Below are 14,576 nucleotides of genomic sequence, written 5' to 3' on the forward strand. Positions count from 1 at the left end.
AGGGAGACCACGCAACTTTTTTTGAGGAAGCCACATGCTCGATCTTTCGAATCTCAGGATTGGAGCCCGCCTCGGGCTGGGTTTTGCGCTGTTGTTGCTGCTCCAGCTGGTCATCACCGGCATCGGCCTGCACCAGATGGCCAATCTATCGCAACGCATCGCCTTCGCGACCGAGGTCGGCCAGCGCAAGCTGGACGAGCTCAACAGCGTGCAGTCCGCCATCGGCAAGCGCGCCATCGCGGCGCGCAACTTGGCGCTGGTGAAAGACTCGGCCGGGCAGAAAGGAGACATGGAGCTCGTCGGCAGTTCGCAGCGCGAGATCGACGCCGGCCTGCAGGGCATGGCCGCGGTGATGGCCGACCCGGCCGCCTCGACCCCGGAGGAGCGCCAGATGCTCGAGAAGCTGCGCGCGCTCGAGGCGCAGTACCTGCCCATTGCCGGCAACGTGGTCGCGCTTGCCACTTCGCACCAGACCGAGGCGGCAGTCAGGGTGCTGACCCAGGAATGCATGCCGCTGCTGAACCAGGTGCTGGCGCATGTCGCGGCCTTCCAGGCGCAGCTGAAGAAAAGCGCGGACGAAAGCACCGCGTCGACCCAGGCCGCATACCAGCGCGCCAAGTGGCTGATCGTGTGGATCAGCTGCGCCTCGTTGGTCGGCGGGCTGCTGCTGGCCTTTCGCATGACGCGCTCGATCACGCGGCCGCTCGGGCAGGCGGTGACGGTGGCGCAGCAGGTGGCGTCGGGCGACCTGACGGCGCGCATCGAGGTGGCCGACTCCTCGGAATCCGGCATGCTGATGCGCGCATTGCGCTCCATGAACGACGAGCTGGCCAAGGTGGTGGGGCAGGTGCGCGACGGCACTGATTCCATCGCCACGGCGTCGAGCCAGATCGCCTCGGGCAACCGCGACCTGTCTTCGCGCACCGAGGCTCAGGCCAGCTCGCTGGAGCAGACGGCGGCCTCCATGCAGGAACTGACCTCCACCGTCAAGCAGAACGCCGACAACGCGCGGCTGGCCAACCAGCTGGCCGACTCGGCCTCGCAGGTGGCTTCGCGCGGCGGCGCGGTGGTGGACCAGGTGGTGGAGAAGATGGCGTCCATCAACGCCTCGTCGCGCAAGGTGGTGGAGATCATCGGCGTGATCGACGGCATCTCGTTCCAGACCAACATCCTCGCGCTGAACGCGGCGGTGGAGGCGGCGCGTGCCGGCGAGCAGGGGCGGGGCTTCGCGGTGGTGGCGTCGGAGGTGCGCAGCCTGGCGCAGCGCTCGGCCGCGGCCGCGAAGGAAATCAAGACGCTGATCGGCGACTCGGTGGGCGAGGTCGCGGCCGGCAGCACGCTGGTCAATGAAGCCGGCAAGACCATGGAAGAGATCATGGGCAGCGTGCGGCGGGTGACGGACATCATGGCGGAGATCACCGCGGCCAGCCAGGAGCAGTCGGCCGGCATCGAGCAGGTGAACGACGCCATCAAGCAGATGGACCGCACCACGCAGCAGAACGCCGCGTTGGTCGAGCAGGCCTCGGCCGCCGCGCAGTCGATGAACGATCAGGCCGCGGGCCTGGTGCATGCGGTGCGCATGTTCAAGCTGGCCTGAGTGCCGCCTGGAGCGGCCCCGGGGCGGGCGTCGCTCAGCTCTTCTTGCGCCACTGCTCGCGCCAGAGCTTGTCGAGCTGGGGCGCCAACGCGGCGGGCGGCGTGCCCACCAGCCGGTTCCTGCCGCCGCGCTGCACCAGGCCATAGATGCGGCCCGAGCCCTGGTCGTACAGGGCGATGGCGTTGTTGTCGTAGCAATCGTGCGGCTTGCAGAAGGCATGCAGCAGGTAGCGCGTGCCGTCGACCGTCACCCATTGGGGTTCCGGCGCCGGGCCTTCGCGGCGCACCAGCCAGCGGTCGGTTTCGCGCGTGCCGAGTGCGGCGCGCCAGGCCTTCTGCATGGCCGGCCCCTGCGCGAGCGCGGCGGGGCTGCCTGTGGGCGGCGCCGGCTGCTTCGTTGGCACGGCGGCTTCGGCCGGCGGCGGCACGGCGCGCGCGGCGCCGTCGCAGCGCCAGTAGCGCAGCTTCATCATGTCGGGGCCGAGCTGGCCGGCAACGGGCTTTTCGGCGTCCAGCGTGATCGACTGGCCGCGCGCCTCGCGGTAGACCAGGAAGTTCAGGGCGCCGGCCTTGGGCACGCTGCTCATCAGCGCCACGTCGAAGTTGGGCGGGGGCGGGCTGTTGCCGAAGAAGCTGTGGGCCGTCTGCGGTGCGGTGCCGACCACGCGGCGCTTGCCGCTTTCGGCGATCAGCATGTCGGCGTGCACCTGCACGGTGGGTGCGGCGGCGTTGGCGCAGTCGGTCGACCAGCGCCCGCCGTATTGCGCCATCGCATCGGCGCCCAGGCCGGGCGATGCGGCCTGCGACCACGACACGGCCGGCAAGCAGGCGGCCATGCCGAGCAGGACGGTGGCCAGGAGCGCGCGGGACGGGGGCTTCTTCATTGTCATTCGGTGTGTCGTCGGATGTGTTTCTTCAGGCCGTCTTCGGCGCGGGTGTCTTGGGCTTGTAGTCGCAGAAGGTGGCGACCGCGCATTCCCAGCAACGCGGCTTGCGCGCAACGCAGACGTAGCGTCCGTGCAGGATGAGCCAGTGATGCGCGTGCAGCCGGTACTGCAATGGGACGCGCTTCTCCAGCTTGAGTTCCACCTCCAGCGGCGTCTTGCCCGGCGCGAGCCCGGTGCGGTTGCCCATGCGGAAGATGTGCGTGTCGACCGCAATGGTGGCCTCGCCGAAGGCCACGTTCAGCACCACGTTGGCGGTCTTGCGGCCGACGCCGGGCAGCGCTTCCAGCTCGGCGCGGGTGCGCGGCACTTCGCCGCCGTGCTGCTCCACCAGCATGCGGCATGTCTCGATCAGGTGCCTGGCCTTGCTGCGGTACAGGCCGATGGTCTTGATGTAGTCCTCCAGCCCCTCCACGCCGAGGTCGAGGATGGCCTGCGGCGTGTTCGCCACCGGGAACAGCTTGCGCGTGGCCTTGTTCACGCCCACGTCGGTGGCCTGCGCGGACAGCAGCACGGCGGCCAGCAGCTCGAAGGGCGTGGTGTATTCGAGTTCGGTCTGGGGTTCCGGGTTGGCCGCCTGCAGCGTGGCGAAGAAGAGCGGGATGTTTTCTTTTTTCATGGGGCGGAGGTCGGCGTTAGCGCAATATATCGTTGAAAGGCCAAAGCCTTACGCAGCTTTATTGCCCGCGGCTTTCGCGACAATGGCACCCCAGAAAGAGAGCCAAACCATGCAATTCGCCTCCCGACTCGACAACGTCGAGACCTCCGCCATCCGCGAACTCTTCAAGCTGCTGGGCAAGCCCGGCATCATCAGTTTCGCGGGCGGCTTCCCTGACAGCGCCATGTTCGACGTCGAGGGCCTCAAGGAGGCGAGCAACAAGGCACTCACCGAAGAACCCGGCGGCGCGCTGCAATACGGCGCCACCGAAGGCTACGAGCCGCTGCGCACGCAGCTGAGCGCCTTCATGAAGACCAAGGGCGTCGAGGTCGACCCCTCCGGCCTGATCGTCACCACCGGCAGCCAGCAGGCGCTGGACCTACTGGGCAAGACCATGATCTCGCCCGGCGACAAGGTGATCGTCGAGGGGCCGACCTTCCTGGCCACCATCCAGTGCTTCCGCCTGTACGGCGCGCAGCTCATCAGCGCACCCATCGACGCCAACGGCGTGAAGACCGACGAGCTCGAGAAGCTCATCGCCGAGCACAAGCCCAAGTTCGTCTACCTGATTCCCACCTTCGGCAACCCCAGCGGCGCCATGCTGAGCCTGGAGCGCCGCAAGAAGGTGCTCGAGCTCGCCGTGAAGTACCAGACGCTGATCGTCGAGGACGACCCCTACGGTGACCTGTACTTCGGCGAAGCCCCGCCGCCGTCGATCATGGCCCTGAGCAAGGACGTGCCCGGCAGCCGCGAGCTGCTGGCGCACTGCGGCAGCCTGAGCAAGGTGCTGAGCCCGGGCCTTCGCATCGGCTGGATGATCGCCCCGCCCGAGCTGCTGGCCAAGGCCACCATGTGCAAGCAGTTCAGCGACGCGCACACCAGCACCTTCTCGCAAGCCACGGCGGCCCAGTACCTCAAGAGCGGCCGCATGCCCGCCACGCTGGCGCACGTGCGCGAAGTGTACGGCCAGCGCGCGCAGGCCATGGGCAATGCGCTCAAGCGCGAACTGGGCGACGCGGTGAGCTTCACCCAGCCCAACGGCGGCCTGTTCTTCTGGGCGCGCCTCACGGGCGCCAACGGCAAGCTGGCCGATGCGAACGAACTGGCCAAGCGCGCCATCGAGAAGCTCGTGGCCTTCGTGCCCGGCGCGCCGTTCTTCGCCGAGAAGCCCGACGTGGCCACGCTGCGCCTGAGCTTCGCGACGGCCGACGTGGCCAAGATCGAAGAGGGCGTGAAGCGCCTGGGTCAGGCGCTGTAAATCACGGCGAGCGGTGCAGCCGGGGCGCTGCGAGCAGCTCCAGGTTGTCCGCAATGGCCGCATCCACGTTCGGATAGCGGCCTTTCATTTTCGAGAGCGTCATGATGGTCTGCAGCGCCTTCAGGTCCTTGACCGAGGGCGCGACCTTGATCTGCGCAATGGCTGCGGTGGGGTTGCCACCGTTGATCAATGCCATCACCTTGCTTGCCCAGTCGTTTGCGCGCGCCATGTCTTCACCTGCTTCCATTCGAAGCGCCGACTGTACACAGCGCGGCGGCCGCCGCCGCCAAGACCATCACGCGATATCCGCGAATCCCCCGAAGAAGGCGCTTGCGTTGGCTTCCAGGCTCTCGAGGTGATAGCCGCCTTCCTGCACGATCAGCGTCGGCAGGCCCAGCGCGCCAACAGCCTTGCCCAGCCGGGCGAAGCCCTCGGTCGTCACCGCCACCTGCGACTGCGGATCGTCCTTGTAGATGTCGAAGCCCAGCGCCAGAACCAGCGCATCGGGCGCGAAGCGCCGCAGCACCTGCGTTGCGTCGTCGAGCCGCTCGAAGAAGACCGCTTCCGGTGCGCCGTGCGGCATCGGGAAGTTGACATTGAAGCCTTCGCCCTCGTCGGCGCCGCGCTCGTCCTCGTAGCCGGCTACGGCCGGGTAGAAGTTGGTCGGGTCGCCGTGGATCGACACGTAGATCACGTCGCTGCGCCCGTAGAAGATCTCCTGTATGCCCTGGCCATGATGCATGTCGGTGTCGAGCACCGCCACGCGAGCGAAGCGCCCGCGCAATGCCTGCGCGGCAATGGCTGCGTTGTTGAGGTAGCAGAAGCCGCCGGCGGCATCGACGCGGGCATGGTGGCCGGGCGGGCGGCACAGGGCGTAGGCCGCGCGGGCGCCGTCGTTGATGGCCGCCGCGCCGGCCACCGCGCTCTGGGCCGACCAGTACGCCGAACGCCAGGTCTCGGCCCCGACCGGGCAACTGCCGTCGGCCAGGTAGCGCGCCGCCTTGGCCAGGATGCCGCGCAGGCGGTTGGGCTCGCGCACGTAGACGTTCGACATCACCTCGTCGCCCCAGTCGGGCGGCATCTGCTTCCATTCGCCATGGGCTTCCTCGAGAAAGCGCAGGTAGTCGCCGCTGTGCACGGCGGTCAAGGGCGCCATGCCGGCATCGCCCGGAGTCCGGAGGTCGAAGCCGAGCGACTGCACGGCGGCGACGAGCCGCAGCGCGCGGTCCGGAATTTCCTGTGGGGTGCGCATCTGCCCGCGCGACAGGTAGCTGCGCGGGTGGTGCAGCAGTTGCTCCGGATGAAAGAAGGTCAGCATGGGTGAATCGGCATGGCCGCCGCGGTATCTGTTGCCTGGCAGCCATGGTAGCGAGCAAGATCGGTGCCCATCCGGGGCATCGGGCGGTGCCGGATTGGGCGGCTTTCACATTGGTTACGATCACCCATGAGAAAAACCTTTCAGCTTCAGGTCGAGGGCAAGCACCCCGACCGTCTCCTCGAAGCCATCAAGCACGAGATCCGCAAGTACATCAAGCGCGAGCGGCGGCGCGAATTGCCCGAAGGCGCGGACTTCTGGGACTTCGACTGCAAGTTCGGCACGGCCGAGGAATCGGCCGAAGTCGTCCACCTCTCGGCCATCACCGGCCTGATCGACGGCGTGGTCAAGGACGGCGGCACGCAGTTCTATGTCGAGGTCGTGGCCAAGCCCGGCAAGCGCAAGCCGCGGCCCGCGGGCGAAGCCGCTCCCGGCTCTTCAGAAACCGAAGAAGACTGAGCCTGCCTCCGGTCTAGACCAGCGCCTGCGCCAGCCGCAGGCCGTAGCGCTGCTCGGCATCGTGCAGCGCACGCGCGATCGACGGGTGCAGCCGCACCCCGTTCCTCGATTGCGCATCCCGACGCTTCAGACCGCCTTCGCCCGGCAGCCGCACAGGCTTGGCCGGATCGATGGGCGTGTTGGCGCGGCACTGCGCGGCCACGTGGTCCATCTGGCGCAGGAAGGCTTCCTTGCCGCCGAAGGCGTTCAGGTCGTGCAGCGTGATGTGCACCGTGGCGCCCCAGCCTTCGGGCGGGTCGGCCCTGCCGTGGCCCGCGAGGCCGGCGGTGAGCGTTTCGACCAGCAGCGCCATGCCGTAGCCCTTGTGGCCGTGGCTCAGGCCGCCCACGGGCAGCAGCGTGCCGGGCGGCTGGTCGAACAGCACCTGCGGGTCGTTCGACGGCTTGCCGGCGGCATCGATCAGCCATTCCTCGGCGAAGGTCTCGCCGGCGGCGCGCTTGCGGTTGCTCATGCCGTTGGTGGTGATGGACGCCGAGATGTCGACCATCACGCCGCCCTGCGACAGCGGAAAGCCCATGGCCAGCGGATTGGGCGTGAACACGGCCTGCGTGCCGCCGAAGGGCGCGACGCTGGCGGTGTTGGGGTCGGAGCAGGCGAGCAGCATGAGCATGTCTTCCTGCAGCGCGCGCAGCATGTAGACGGCGAGGCAGGCGATGTGGTGGCTGCGGCGGATGACGAGCGAGGCGGTGCCCAGTTCGCGCGCGCGGGGCACCAGCAGGTCCATGCCCTGGTCCATGAGCCAGGGGCCGGGCAGTCGCTTGCCGTCCCACAGCACGGCGGCGGGGCGGTCGGACAGCACTTCGGGTGTGCCGTCGCGGGTCATGCCGCCCGATTCCAGTTCCTTCACATACCCGGCCAGCAGCGCGAGGCCGTGGGTGTCGTGGCCCAGCAGGTCGCCTTCGACCAGGGTGCGGGCCACGCTGTCGGCCTTGGATGCTTCGAGCCCGGCTTTCTGGAGGAGGGCGCTGGCGTAGTCCTTGAGGGCGTCGGCGCTGTAGAGCGGGGTGGTGTCGGTCATGTTGTCTCGTCGTGTTGTTTGCTGTTGTTCAGGGCTTGTGCGCAGGCCATCGGGTACTCCACTCCGCGAATGTCCCCCGGCGCCCTGCGCACATAGGCGCTTCCGTTGTGCTGGCCGATCAACCAGTGCGCTGAACGATCACGCTGGCGGGGTGCTCTGCGCAGCGAAATAAAGGAGGAGGCCGCAGGCCGGGGGACGTTCGCGGAGCAGAGTACCCCGTCGGCGGGAGCGCGCCCCGAGTCACGCCCTCAAAATCTCATCGCAGTATTTCGAGAACGCGGTCCAGCCCGCCTTCGTTGATCGCAACCATCGCCTGCTCGCGCACCTTCGGCTTCGCGTGGTAGGCCACCGAGAGACCGGCCTCGCCCATCATCGGCAGGTCATTGGCACCGTCTCCGACGGCGATAGTTTCCTGCGGCGAGATGCCCATGAGCGACGCCACCTCCAGCAGCGTGCGGCGTTTTTCGGCACCGTCGCAGATGTCGCCCCAGCTTTGCGTGACGACCTCGCCCGTGAGCTTGCCGTCGGCTTCGTCGAGCAGGTTGGAGCGCGCGAAGTCGATCCCCAGGCGCTCCTTCACGCGATTCGCGAAGAAAGTGAAGCCGCCCGACACCAGCAGCACCTTGAGGCCGGCCTTCCTGCAGGCCGCGACCAGCTCGCTCGCGCCCGGGTTGAGCTTCAGCCGCTCGTCGTACACCTGCTGCAGCGCCTCGACCGGCACGCCCTCGAGCAGCGCCACGCGGCGGCGCAGGCTCTCCTTGAAGTCCTTGATCTCGCCGCGCATCGTGGCTTCGGTGATGGCCGCCACTTCGTCTTTCTTGCCGACCGCGTCGGCGATCTCGTCGATGCACTCGATGTTGATCAGCGTCGAGTCCATGTCGAACGCGATCAGCTTGAAGTCGGCCAGCTTCAGCGGCGGCTTCACGCGCTGGATGACCAGGCCGGGGGAGATTTCTTGAATGGCGCTCATGCGGTGGCGGTTTCCTTGACGATGGGTTGGCCCAGGCTGCGCAGCACGTCGCGCACCAGCTGGGCCCGGTCTTTCGGCTCTTTCAGTTCGCGCTCGATGCGCAGCTTCTCGTTGCCGGCGAGCTTGATGTGCTTGTTCTTCTGGATCAGCTGGATGATGGCCATGCCGTCGACCGGCGCGTCTTTCCTGAAGGTGATGTTGATGATGCCCGGCGCGGCATCGACCTTCACCACGCCGTAGGGCCGCGCCAGCACGCGCAGGCGGTGCGTGTCGATCAGCGTCTGCGCCTGCGGCGGCAGCTTGCCGAAGCGGTCGACGATTTCCTCGAGCAGCGTGTCGATCTGGTCGGGCGTCTTCGCGGTGGCCAGCTTCTTGTAGAACGACAGCCGCAGGTGCACGTCGCCGCAGTAGTCGTCGGGCAGCAGGGCGGGGGCGTGCAGGTTGATCTCGGTGGTGACCGACAGCGGCGACAGCAGGTCGGGCTCCTGGCCGGCCTTGAGCGCGCGCACGGCCTCGCTGAGCATCTCGTTGTAGAGCTGGAAGCCGATCTCCATCATGTTGCCGCTCTGGCTTTCGCCGAGCACCTCGCCGGTGCCGCGGATCTCCAGGTCGTGCATGGCCAGGTAGAAGCCGGAACCCAGCTCTTCCATCTGCTGGATGGCGTCGAGCCGCTGGGCCGCCTGCTTGGTCAGGCCCTCCGTGTCAGGCACCATGAGGTAGGCATACGCCTGGTGGTGCGAACGGCCGACGCGGCCGCGCAGCTGGTGCAGCTGCGCCAGGCCGAACTTGTCGGCGCGGCTCATCACGATGGTGTTGGCGGTCGGCACGTCGATGCCGGTCTCGATGATGGTCGAGCACAGCAGCAGGTTGTAGCGCTGCGCCACGAAGTCGCGCATCACGCGCTCCAGCTCGCGCTCGGGCATCTGGCCGTGCGCCACGGCGATGCGGGCCTCGGGCAGGATTTCCTCGAGCTTCTGGCGGCGGTTCTCGATGGTCTCGACCTCGTTGTGCAGGAAGTAGACCTGGCCGCCGCGCTTGAGCTCCCGCAGCACGGCTTCGCGGATCACGCCGGTGCCTTCGTTGCGCACGAAGGTCTTGATGGCAAGGCGCCGCTGCGGCGCGGTGGCGATCACGCTCAGGTCGCGCAGGCCTTCCAGCGCCATGCCCAGCGTGCGCGGAATCGGCGTGGCGGTGAGCGTGAGCACGTCGACCTCGGCGCGCATGGCCTTCATCGCCTCTTTATGGCGCACGCCGAAGCGGTGTTCCTCGTCGATGATGAGCAGGCCCAGGTTCTTGAACTTGACCGACTGCGAAAGCAGCTTGTGCGTGCCGACCACGATGTCGACCTGGCCCTCGGCCAGCCCCTTGGCGGCGGCGGTGATTTCCTTGGCGGAGCGGAAGCGGCTCATCTCCGCCACCTTCACCGGCCACTTGGCGAAGCGGTCGACCAGCGTCTGGTAGTGCTGCTCGGCCAGCAGCGTGGTGGGCGCCAGGAAGGCCACCTGCTTGCCGCCGGTGACCGCGATGAAGGCGGCGCGCAGCGCAACTTCGGTCTTGCCGAAGCCCACGTCGCCGCACACCAGGCGGTCCATGGGCTGGGGCGAGATCATGTCCTGCACCACCGCATGGATCGCGGCCTTCTGGTCGGCGGTTTCCTGGAAGCCGAAGTCGTTGGCGAACACCTCGTAGTCGGCCGGCGAATAACGGAAGGCGTGGCCCTCGCGCGCGGCGCGGCGGGCATAGATGTTGAGCAGCTCGGCAGCCGAGTCGCGCACCTGCTCGGCAGCCTTGCGCTTGGCTTTGTCCCACTGGCCGGAGCCCAGCTTGTGCAGCGGTGCCTCGTCGGCGCTGACGCCGGTGTAGCGGCTGATCTGGTGCAGCTGCGAAACGGGCACGTAGAGCGTGGCCTTGTCGGCGTACTCCAGGTGCAGCATTTCCTGCAGCAGGGGCTTGCCGTCGGGGCCGTTGCCCTGGCCCAGGTCCATGTGGATCAGGCCCCGGTAGCGGCCGATGCCGTGCGCGGTGTGGACCACCGGGTCGCCGACGTTCAGCTCCGACAGATCCTTGATGAGCGCCTCGACGTCGCTGACCTGTTCCTGCTTCTTGTTGCGCCGGCGCGTGGTGGGCGCGGTGGCGAACAGCTCTGTTTCGGTGACGAGGTCGATGCCTTGCTCGCGCCACGCGAAGCCCGAAGCCAGCGCGGCGGTGGCGATGCCGACTTTCTCGTCGGCGGAGGCTTCGAATTCGGCCAGCGAGTCGAAGGCCGGCGGGTTCACGCCGCTGGCGCGCAGGAAGTCGAGCAGGCTCTCGCGGCGGCCGTCGCTCTCGGCGATCAGCAGCACGCGGTGCGGCGTCTTCGCGATGTGCGCCTTGAGGCCGACCAGCGGGTCTTCGGCCCCGCGCACCACGGCGAAAGGCGGGAGCTTGTCGAACTCGGCGTAGGGCGCCTCGGTGGGCACGTCGCCGCGGATGGCGAGCTGCGCATGGGGCTTGGCGCGCTGGTAGAACTGCTCGGCGGTCAGGAACAGCGCTTCGGGCGGCAGCGCCGGGCGCTCGGGGTCGCCCTGCACCAGCCGGTAGCGCTCGTTGGTGTCCTGCCAGAAGTGCTGGAACGCGGGCTCCAGGTCGCCGTGCAGCACCACGGTGGCGTCGGGGCCGAGGTAGTCGAACACCGTGGCCGTCTCGTCGAAGAACAGCGGCAGGTAGTACTCGATGCCGGCGGTGGCCACGCCGTTGCCCATGTCCTTGTAGATGCGGCTCTTGGTCGGGTCGCCTTCCAGCAGCTCGCGCCAGCGGCCCCGGAAGCGCCCGCGCGCGTCGTCGTCCATCGGGAACTCGCGGCCCGGCAACAGGCGCACCTCGGGCACGGGGTAGAGGCTGCGCTGGGTGTCGGGGTCGAAGGTGCGGATGGAATCGATCTCGTCGTCGAACAGGTCGACGCGGAAGGGCACCGGCGAGCCCATGGGGAACAGGTCGATCAGCCCGCCGCGCACCGCATATTCGCCGGGGCTCACCACCTGCGTCACGTGGCTGTAGCCGGCCAGCGTGAGCTGGGCCTTGAGCTTCGATTCCTCGAGCTTCTGCTTGGCCTTGAAGTGGAAGGTGTAGCCGGCCAGGAAGGACGGCGGTGCCAGCCGGTAGAGCGCGGTGGTGGCGGGCACCAGCACCACGTCGGCTTCCTTCTGGCTGATGCGCCAGAGGGTGGCCAGGCGCTCGCTGATCAGGTCCTGGTGGGGCGAGAAGCTGTCGTAGGGCAGCGTCTCCCAGTCGGGGAACAGGGCGCAGCGCAGGTCGGGCGCGAAGAAGGCGATCTCGTCGATCAGGCGCTGGGCGTCGTTGGCATCGGCGGTGAACATCGCCGTGGCGCGCCCGGCGGCTTTCTCGCGCATGGCCAGCTGCGCCAGCAGCAGTGCATCGGCCGACAACGGGGGACGCGGCAGCGTGAAACGCTTGCCCGCCGTGAGGTGGGGGAGGTCCATGTAACGCTTAGGAAATGCACAACACCCCGCGCCGGCTGGCGAGGGGTGTGCGAGGGGCAATTCTAGAATGGCGGCCCTTCATCCGCTTGTCGGCCATTGGCCCGCCCGTACAGGACCTCATGTCTTCTTCCCGACTTTTCGTGCTGATTCCCTGCGCCGGCTCCGGCCATCGCGCGGGCCATGCGCAGTCCACCCAGCCCAAGCAGTACCAGCGCCTGGCCGGCCTGCCGATGGTGGCGCACACGCTGGAGGCCTTCCGGGCGCTGGCGGGGCGCTTCGCGGGGCTGGCGCTGGTGGTGTCGCCGGACGACCGTGATGTGGATGCCGCGCTGCCGCGCTTTCCAGCAGAGAACGAATACCTGCTGCGCGTGGGCGGCCTGACCCGGGCGGCCACGGTGCGCAACGGCCTGGCGGCGCTGCGGCAGAAGGGCGCCGGCGCGCACGACTGGGTGCTGGTGCACGACGCGGCGCGCTGCCTCGTCAGCTCCAGCCAGATCGAGGCGCTGATTGCCGCCTGCGAGCACGACGCCGTGGGCGGCCTGCTGGCCCACCGGCTGGCGGATACGCTGAAAGCATCGACGACGGAAAGCCGCGTGGCCCAGACCCTGCCGCGCGCCGACAAATGGCTGGCGCAGACGCCGCAGATGTTCCGCATCGGCATGCTGCTCGACGCGCTGGAGCGCATCGGCGACGCCGTGACCGACGAGGCCGGCGCCATCGAGGCCATTGGCCTGTCGCCGCTGCTGGTGCCGGGCAGCGCCCAGAACTTCAAGGTGACCTATCCCGAAGACTTCGCACTCGCAGAGGCCGTGCTGCTCGGCCGCAGGAAGGGCATGGCATGACGGGCGCTTTCAACATCCGCGTCGGCGAGGGCTGGGACGTTCACCAGCTGGTGGCCGGGCGCAAGCTGATCCTGGGCGGCATCGAGGTGCCGCACGTCACCGGCCTGCTGGGCCATTCGGACGCCGACGTGCTGCTGCATGCCATCACCGACGCGCTGCTGGGCGGCGCCGGGCTGGGCGACATCGGCCGGCATTTTCCGGACACCGATCCGCAGTTCCGCGGTGCCGATTCGTCGGTGCTGCTGGCCGAGGCGGCACGCCGGGTGCGCGCGGCGGGCTGGGAGATCGGCAACGTCGACAGCACCGTGATCGCCCAGGCGCCCAAGCTGGCGCCGCACATTCCGCTCATGTGCCAGCGCATCGCCGACACGCTGGGCGTGGCGCTGGAACAGGTGAACGTGAAGGCCAAGACGGCCGAGAAGCTGGGCCCGGTGGGCGAAGGCCGCGCGATGGAAGCGCGCGCGGCCGTTCTGCTTCACCGCTGAGGCGGAGGCGCTCAGGCCGGCTTCTTGCCGCCCTGCGACTCTCCGGGCTTGCCGGCCGCCGCCGGCATTGCGCGCGGCATCCGGATGTGGGCCGCGAGGCCGCGCCCCGGCGTGCTGGTCAGCGCGAAGGTGCCGCCCATGCGTTCGATGTTCTTCGCCACGATCGACAGGCCCAGGCCCGCGCCGGCCGCCGAGGTGCGGGCGGTGTCGCCGCGGAAGAAGGGCTTGGTCAGCTGCGAGAGCAGGGCAGGCTCCACGCCCGCGCCGTGGTCTCGCACCTTGATCAGCACCGCGTCGTTGTTGGCCTGCGCCTGGATCGTCACGTCGGCCACGCCGGTGGAGGGCGTCTTGCCGTAGCGCCGCGCGTTCTCGACCAGGTTGGAGATCACCCGCGTGAGTTCGACCTCGTCGCCCAGCACGCGCAGGTCGGCGGGCACGTCGACGGTGATGTTCATCTCGTCGTAGTCCTGCACGGCGTAGGTGCAGGCGTCGACCACGTCGCGCAGCAGCACCGGGCGCGGATCGACATGGTCGGGCCGGGCGTAGTCGAGGAACTTGTCGATGATCGCGTCGAGCTGGGCGATGTCGGCGGCCATGTGGTCGCGGGCGTCCTCGTCGGCCACGCTCATCTCGGTTTCGAGCCGCAGCCGTGCCAGCGGCGTGCGCAGGTCGTGCGAGATGCCGGCCAGCATGATGGCGCGGTCCTGCTCGATCTTGGCGAGCTGGTCGGCCATGCGGTTGAAGCCGATGTTCACGGCGCGGATCTCGTTGGTGCGGGCGCGCTCGTCGAGCCGGTGGGCCTCGTATTCGCCTTCGCGCACCTGCATGGTCGCGCGCGACAGCTGCTTGAGCGGCAGGTTGATGAGCCGCGTGATCAGCGCCGCACCCGCCAGCGACAGCGCCATCGCCGTGCTCAGCCAGACCAGCCAGGTGCGTCCGCCCACGCGGCTGAAGCGCGTGGGGTCGAGCAGCAGCCAGTAGGTGTCGCTCTCGATGGTGAAGCCGATCCACAGGCCGGCTTCGTCGTTCACGCGGCTCGCCACCGTGGTGCCTTCGCCGAGCTGGTCGATCAGTTCCTCGGTCACGCGCAGGTCGAGTGCACCGCTGGTGTAGGGCTCGAAGCGGTCGTTGGGCTCGCGCGGCAGGATGCGCACGCCTTCCTGGTCGGCCAGCGTCTTGATCAGCGAGACCCGCGTGATCGCGTCCGAATACACCAGCGCCGCGCGCGTGAGGTTCACGAGCGAGGCGATCTGGTGCGCGGTCTGGATGGCACGAGGCTCGTATTCGAGCGAGCGGAAGGTCTGCAGCCAGGCGACCGTACAGCCGATCAGCAGCAGCGCGAGGAGGAAGAAGGTGCGCCAGAAAAGGCTGAAACCCAGCTTGAGGCCGGGGCGACGGTCACGGTGCGAACTCGCCTCGAGCGGGCTCGGCATCGTGACCTGTGCGCCGTCCTCCTGGACCAGGCCCTGTCTGGCGGGTTGGCCGATGGGCA

The 14,576-nt window shown here is 68.4% G+C and carries 13 protein-coding genes; 5 read left to right on the forward strand and 8 right to left on the reverse strand.

All coding sequences use genetic code 11. The features are described from left to right. The first annotated feature begins 34 nt into the window (after nt 1–34). On the forward strand, nt 35–1,597 hold the full coding sequence (locus WIX39_RS15795; protein ID WP_409195356.1) for a methyl-accepting chemotaxis protein: 1,563 nt from the start codon (nt 35–37) through the stop codon (nt 1,595–1,597). A 34-nt stretch (nt 1,598–1,631) separates the two neighbouring features. On the opposite strand, the gene WIX39_RS15800 is transcribed toward WIX39_RS15795, so the two are convergent. Continuing rightward, complete coding sequence (locus tag WIX39_RS15800; protein ID WP_409195357.1) at nt 1,632–2,480, reverse strand: Ivy family c-type lysozyme inhibitor; 849 nt, start codon at nt 2,478–2,480, stop codon at nt 1,632–1,634. 31 nt (nt 2,481–2,511) lie between these two features. Continuing rightward, on the reverse strand, nt 2,512–3,159 hold the full coding sequence (gene nth / locus WIX39_RS15805; RefSeq protein WP_409195358.1) for an endonuclease III: 648 nt from the start codon (nt 3,157–3,159) through the stop codon (nt 2,512–2,514). A gap of 109 nt (nt 3,160–3,268) precedes the next feature. Here nth and WIX39_RS15810 point away from each other — a divergent pair, with 109 nt between their 5' ends. After that, complete coding sequence (locus WIX39_RS15810) at nt 3,269–4,456, forward strand: PLP-dependent aminotransferase family protein (RefSeq protein WP_106934709.1); 1,188 nt, start codon at nt 3,269–3,271, stop codon at nt 4,454–4,456. Between the two features lies 1 nt (nt 4,457). Here the strand turns inward: WIX39_RS15810 and WIX39_RS15815 are convergent, their stop codons facing one another. Both WIX39_RS15815 and WIX39_RS15820 read right to left on the reverse strand, forming a co-directional pair. After that, the gene (locus tag WIX39_RS15815) at nt 4,458–4,685 is read right to left on the reverse strand and encodes a hypothetical protein (protein WP_081267286.1); all 228 of its coding nucleotides are present in this window, start codon (nt 4,683–4,685) and stop codon (nt 4,458–4,460) included. Between the two features lie 66 nt (nt 4,686–4,751). Next, nucleotides 4,752–5,774 (reverse strand): histone deacetylase family protein, encoded by a 1,023-nt coding sequence (locus WIX39_RS15820; protein WP_409195359.1) that lies wholly within the window; start codon nt 5,772–5,774, stop codon nt 4,752–4,754. 126 nt (nt 5,775–5,900) lie between these two features. Between WIX39_RS15820 and WIX39_RS15825 the strand changes: the two genes are divergently transcribed. Further along, a complete protein-coding gene (locus WIX39_RS15825; RefSeq protein WP_409195360.1) occupies nt 5,901–6,230 on the forward strand; it encodes a DUF6172 family protein in 330 nt (109 codons plus the stop codon). A 13-nt stretch (nt 6,231–6,243) separates the two neighbouring features. Here the strand turns inward: WIX39_RS15825 and WIX39_RS15830 are convergent, their stop codons facing one another. The 3 genes from WIX39_RS15830 to mfd all read right to left on the reverse strand — a co-directional run bounded on the left by WIX39_RS15830 (nt 6,244) and on the right by mfd (nt 11,757). Next, nucleotides 6,244–7,308, reverse strand: a complete 1,065-nt coding sequence (locus tag WIX39_RS15830) for an Ldh family oxidoreductase (protein ID WP_409195361.1) — start codon at nt 7,306–7,308, stop codon at nt 6,244–6,246. Between the two features lie 256 nt (nt 7,309–7,564). Next, nucleotides 7,565–8,278 (reverse strand): phosphoserine phosphatase SerB, encoded by a 714-nt coding sequence (gene serB / locus WIX39_RS15835; protein ID WP_409195362.1) that lies wholly within the window; start codon nt 8,276–8,278, stop codon nt 7,565–7,567. Beyond that, nucleotides 8,275–11,757 carry a transcription-repair coupling factor gene (gene mfd / locus WIX39_RS15840; protein WP_081267281.1) on the reverse strand — a complete coding sequence of 1,161 codons (3,483 nt, stop codon included), beginning with the start codon at nt 11,755–11,757 and terminating at the stop codon, nt 8,275–8,277. The genes serB and mfd overlap by 4 nt, the downstream gene beginning before the upstream one ends. 119 nt (nt 11,758–11,876) lie before the next feature. Between mfd and ispD the strand changes: the two genes are divergently transcribed. Both ispD and ispF read left to right on the forward strand, forming a co-directional pair. Further along, nucleotides 11,877–12,599: a 2-C-methyl-D-erythritol 4-phosphate cytidylyltransferase gene (gene ispD / locus WIX39_RS15845; RefSeq protein WP_106934703.1), complete on the forward strand. Its 723-nt coding sequence runs from the start codon at nt 11,877–11,879 to the stop codon at nt 12,597–12,599. After that, nucleotides 12,596–13,084, forward strand: coding sequence for a 2-C-methyl-D-erythritol 2,4-cyclodiphosphate synthase (ispF, locus tag WIX39_RS15850; protein ID WP_081267279.1), 489 nt, complete (start codon nt 12,596–12,598; stop codon nt 13,082–13,084). Before ispD ends, ispF begins: the two co-directional genes overlap by 4 nt. 11 nt (nt 13,085–13,095) lie before the next feature. Here ispF and WIX39_RS15855 read toward each other — a convergent pair whose 3' ends face one another. Continuing rightward, nucleotides 13,096–14,517, reverse strand: coding sequence for a sensor histidine kinase (locus WIX39_RS15855; protein ID WP_081267293.1), 1,422 nt, complete (start codon nt 14,515–14,517; stop codon nt 13,096–13,098). Nucleotides 14,518–14,576: the final 59 nt, after the last annotated feature.

Origin of the sequence: Variovorax sp. AB1(2024), assembly GCF_037482385.2 — a bacterium.
In the GTDB taxonomy this organism is placed as follows: Bacteria; Pseudomonadota; Gammaproteobacteria; order Burkholderiales; family Burkholderiaceae_C; genus Variovorax.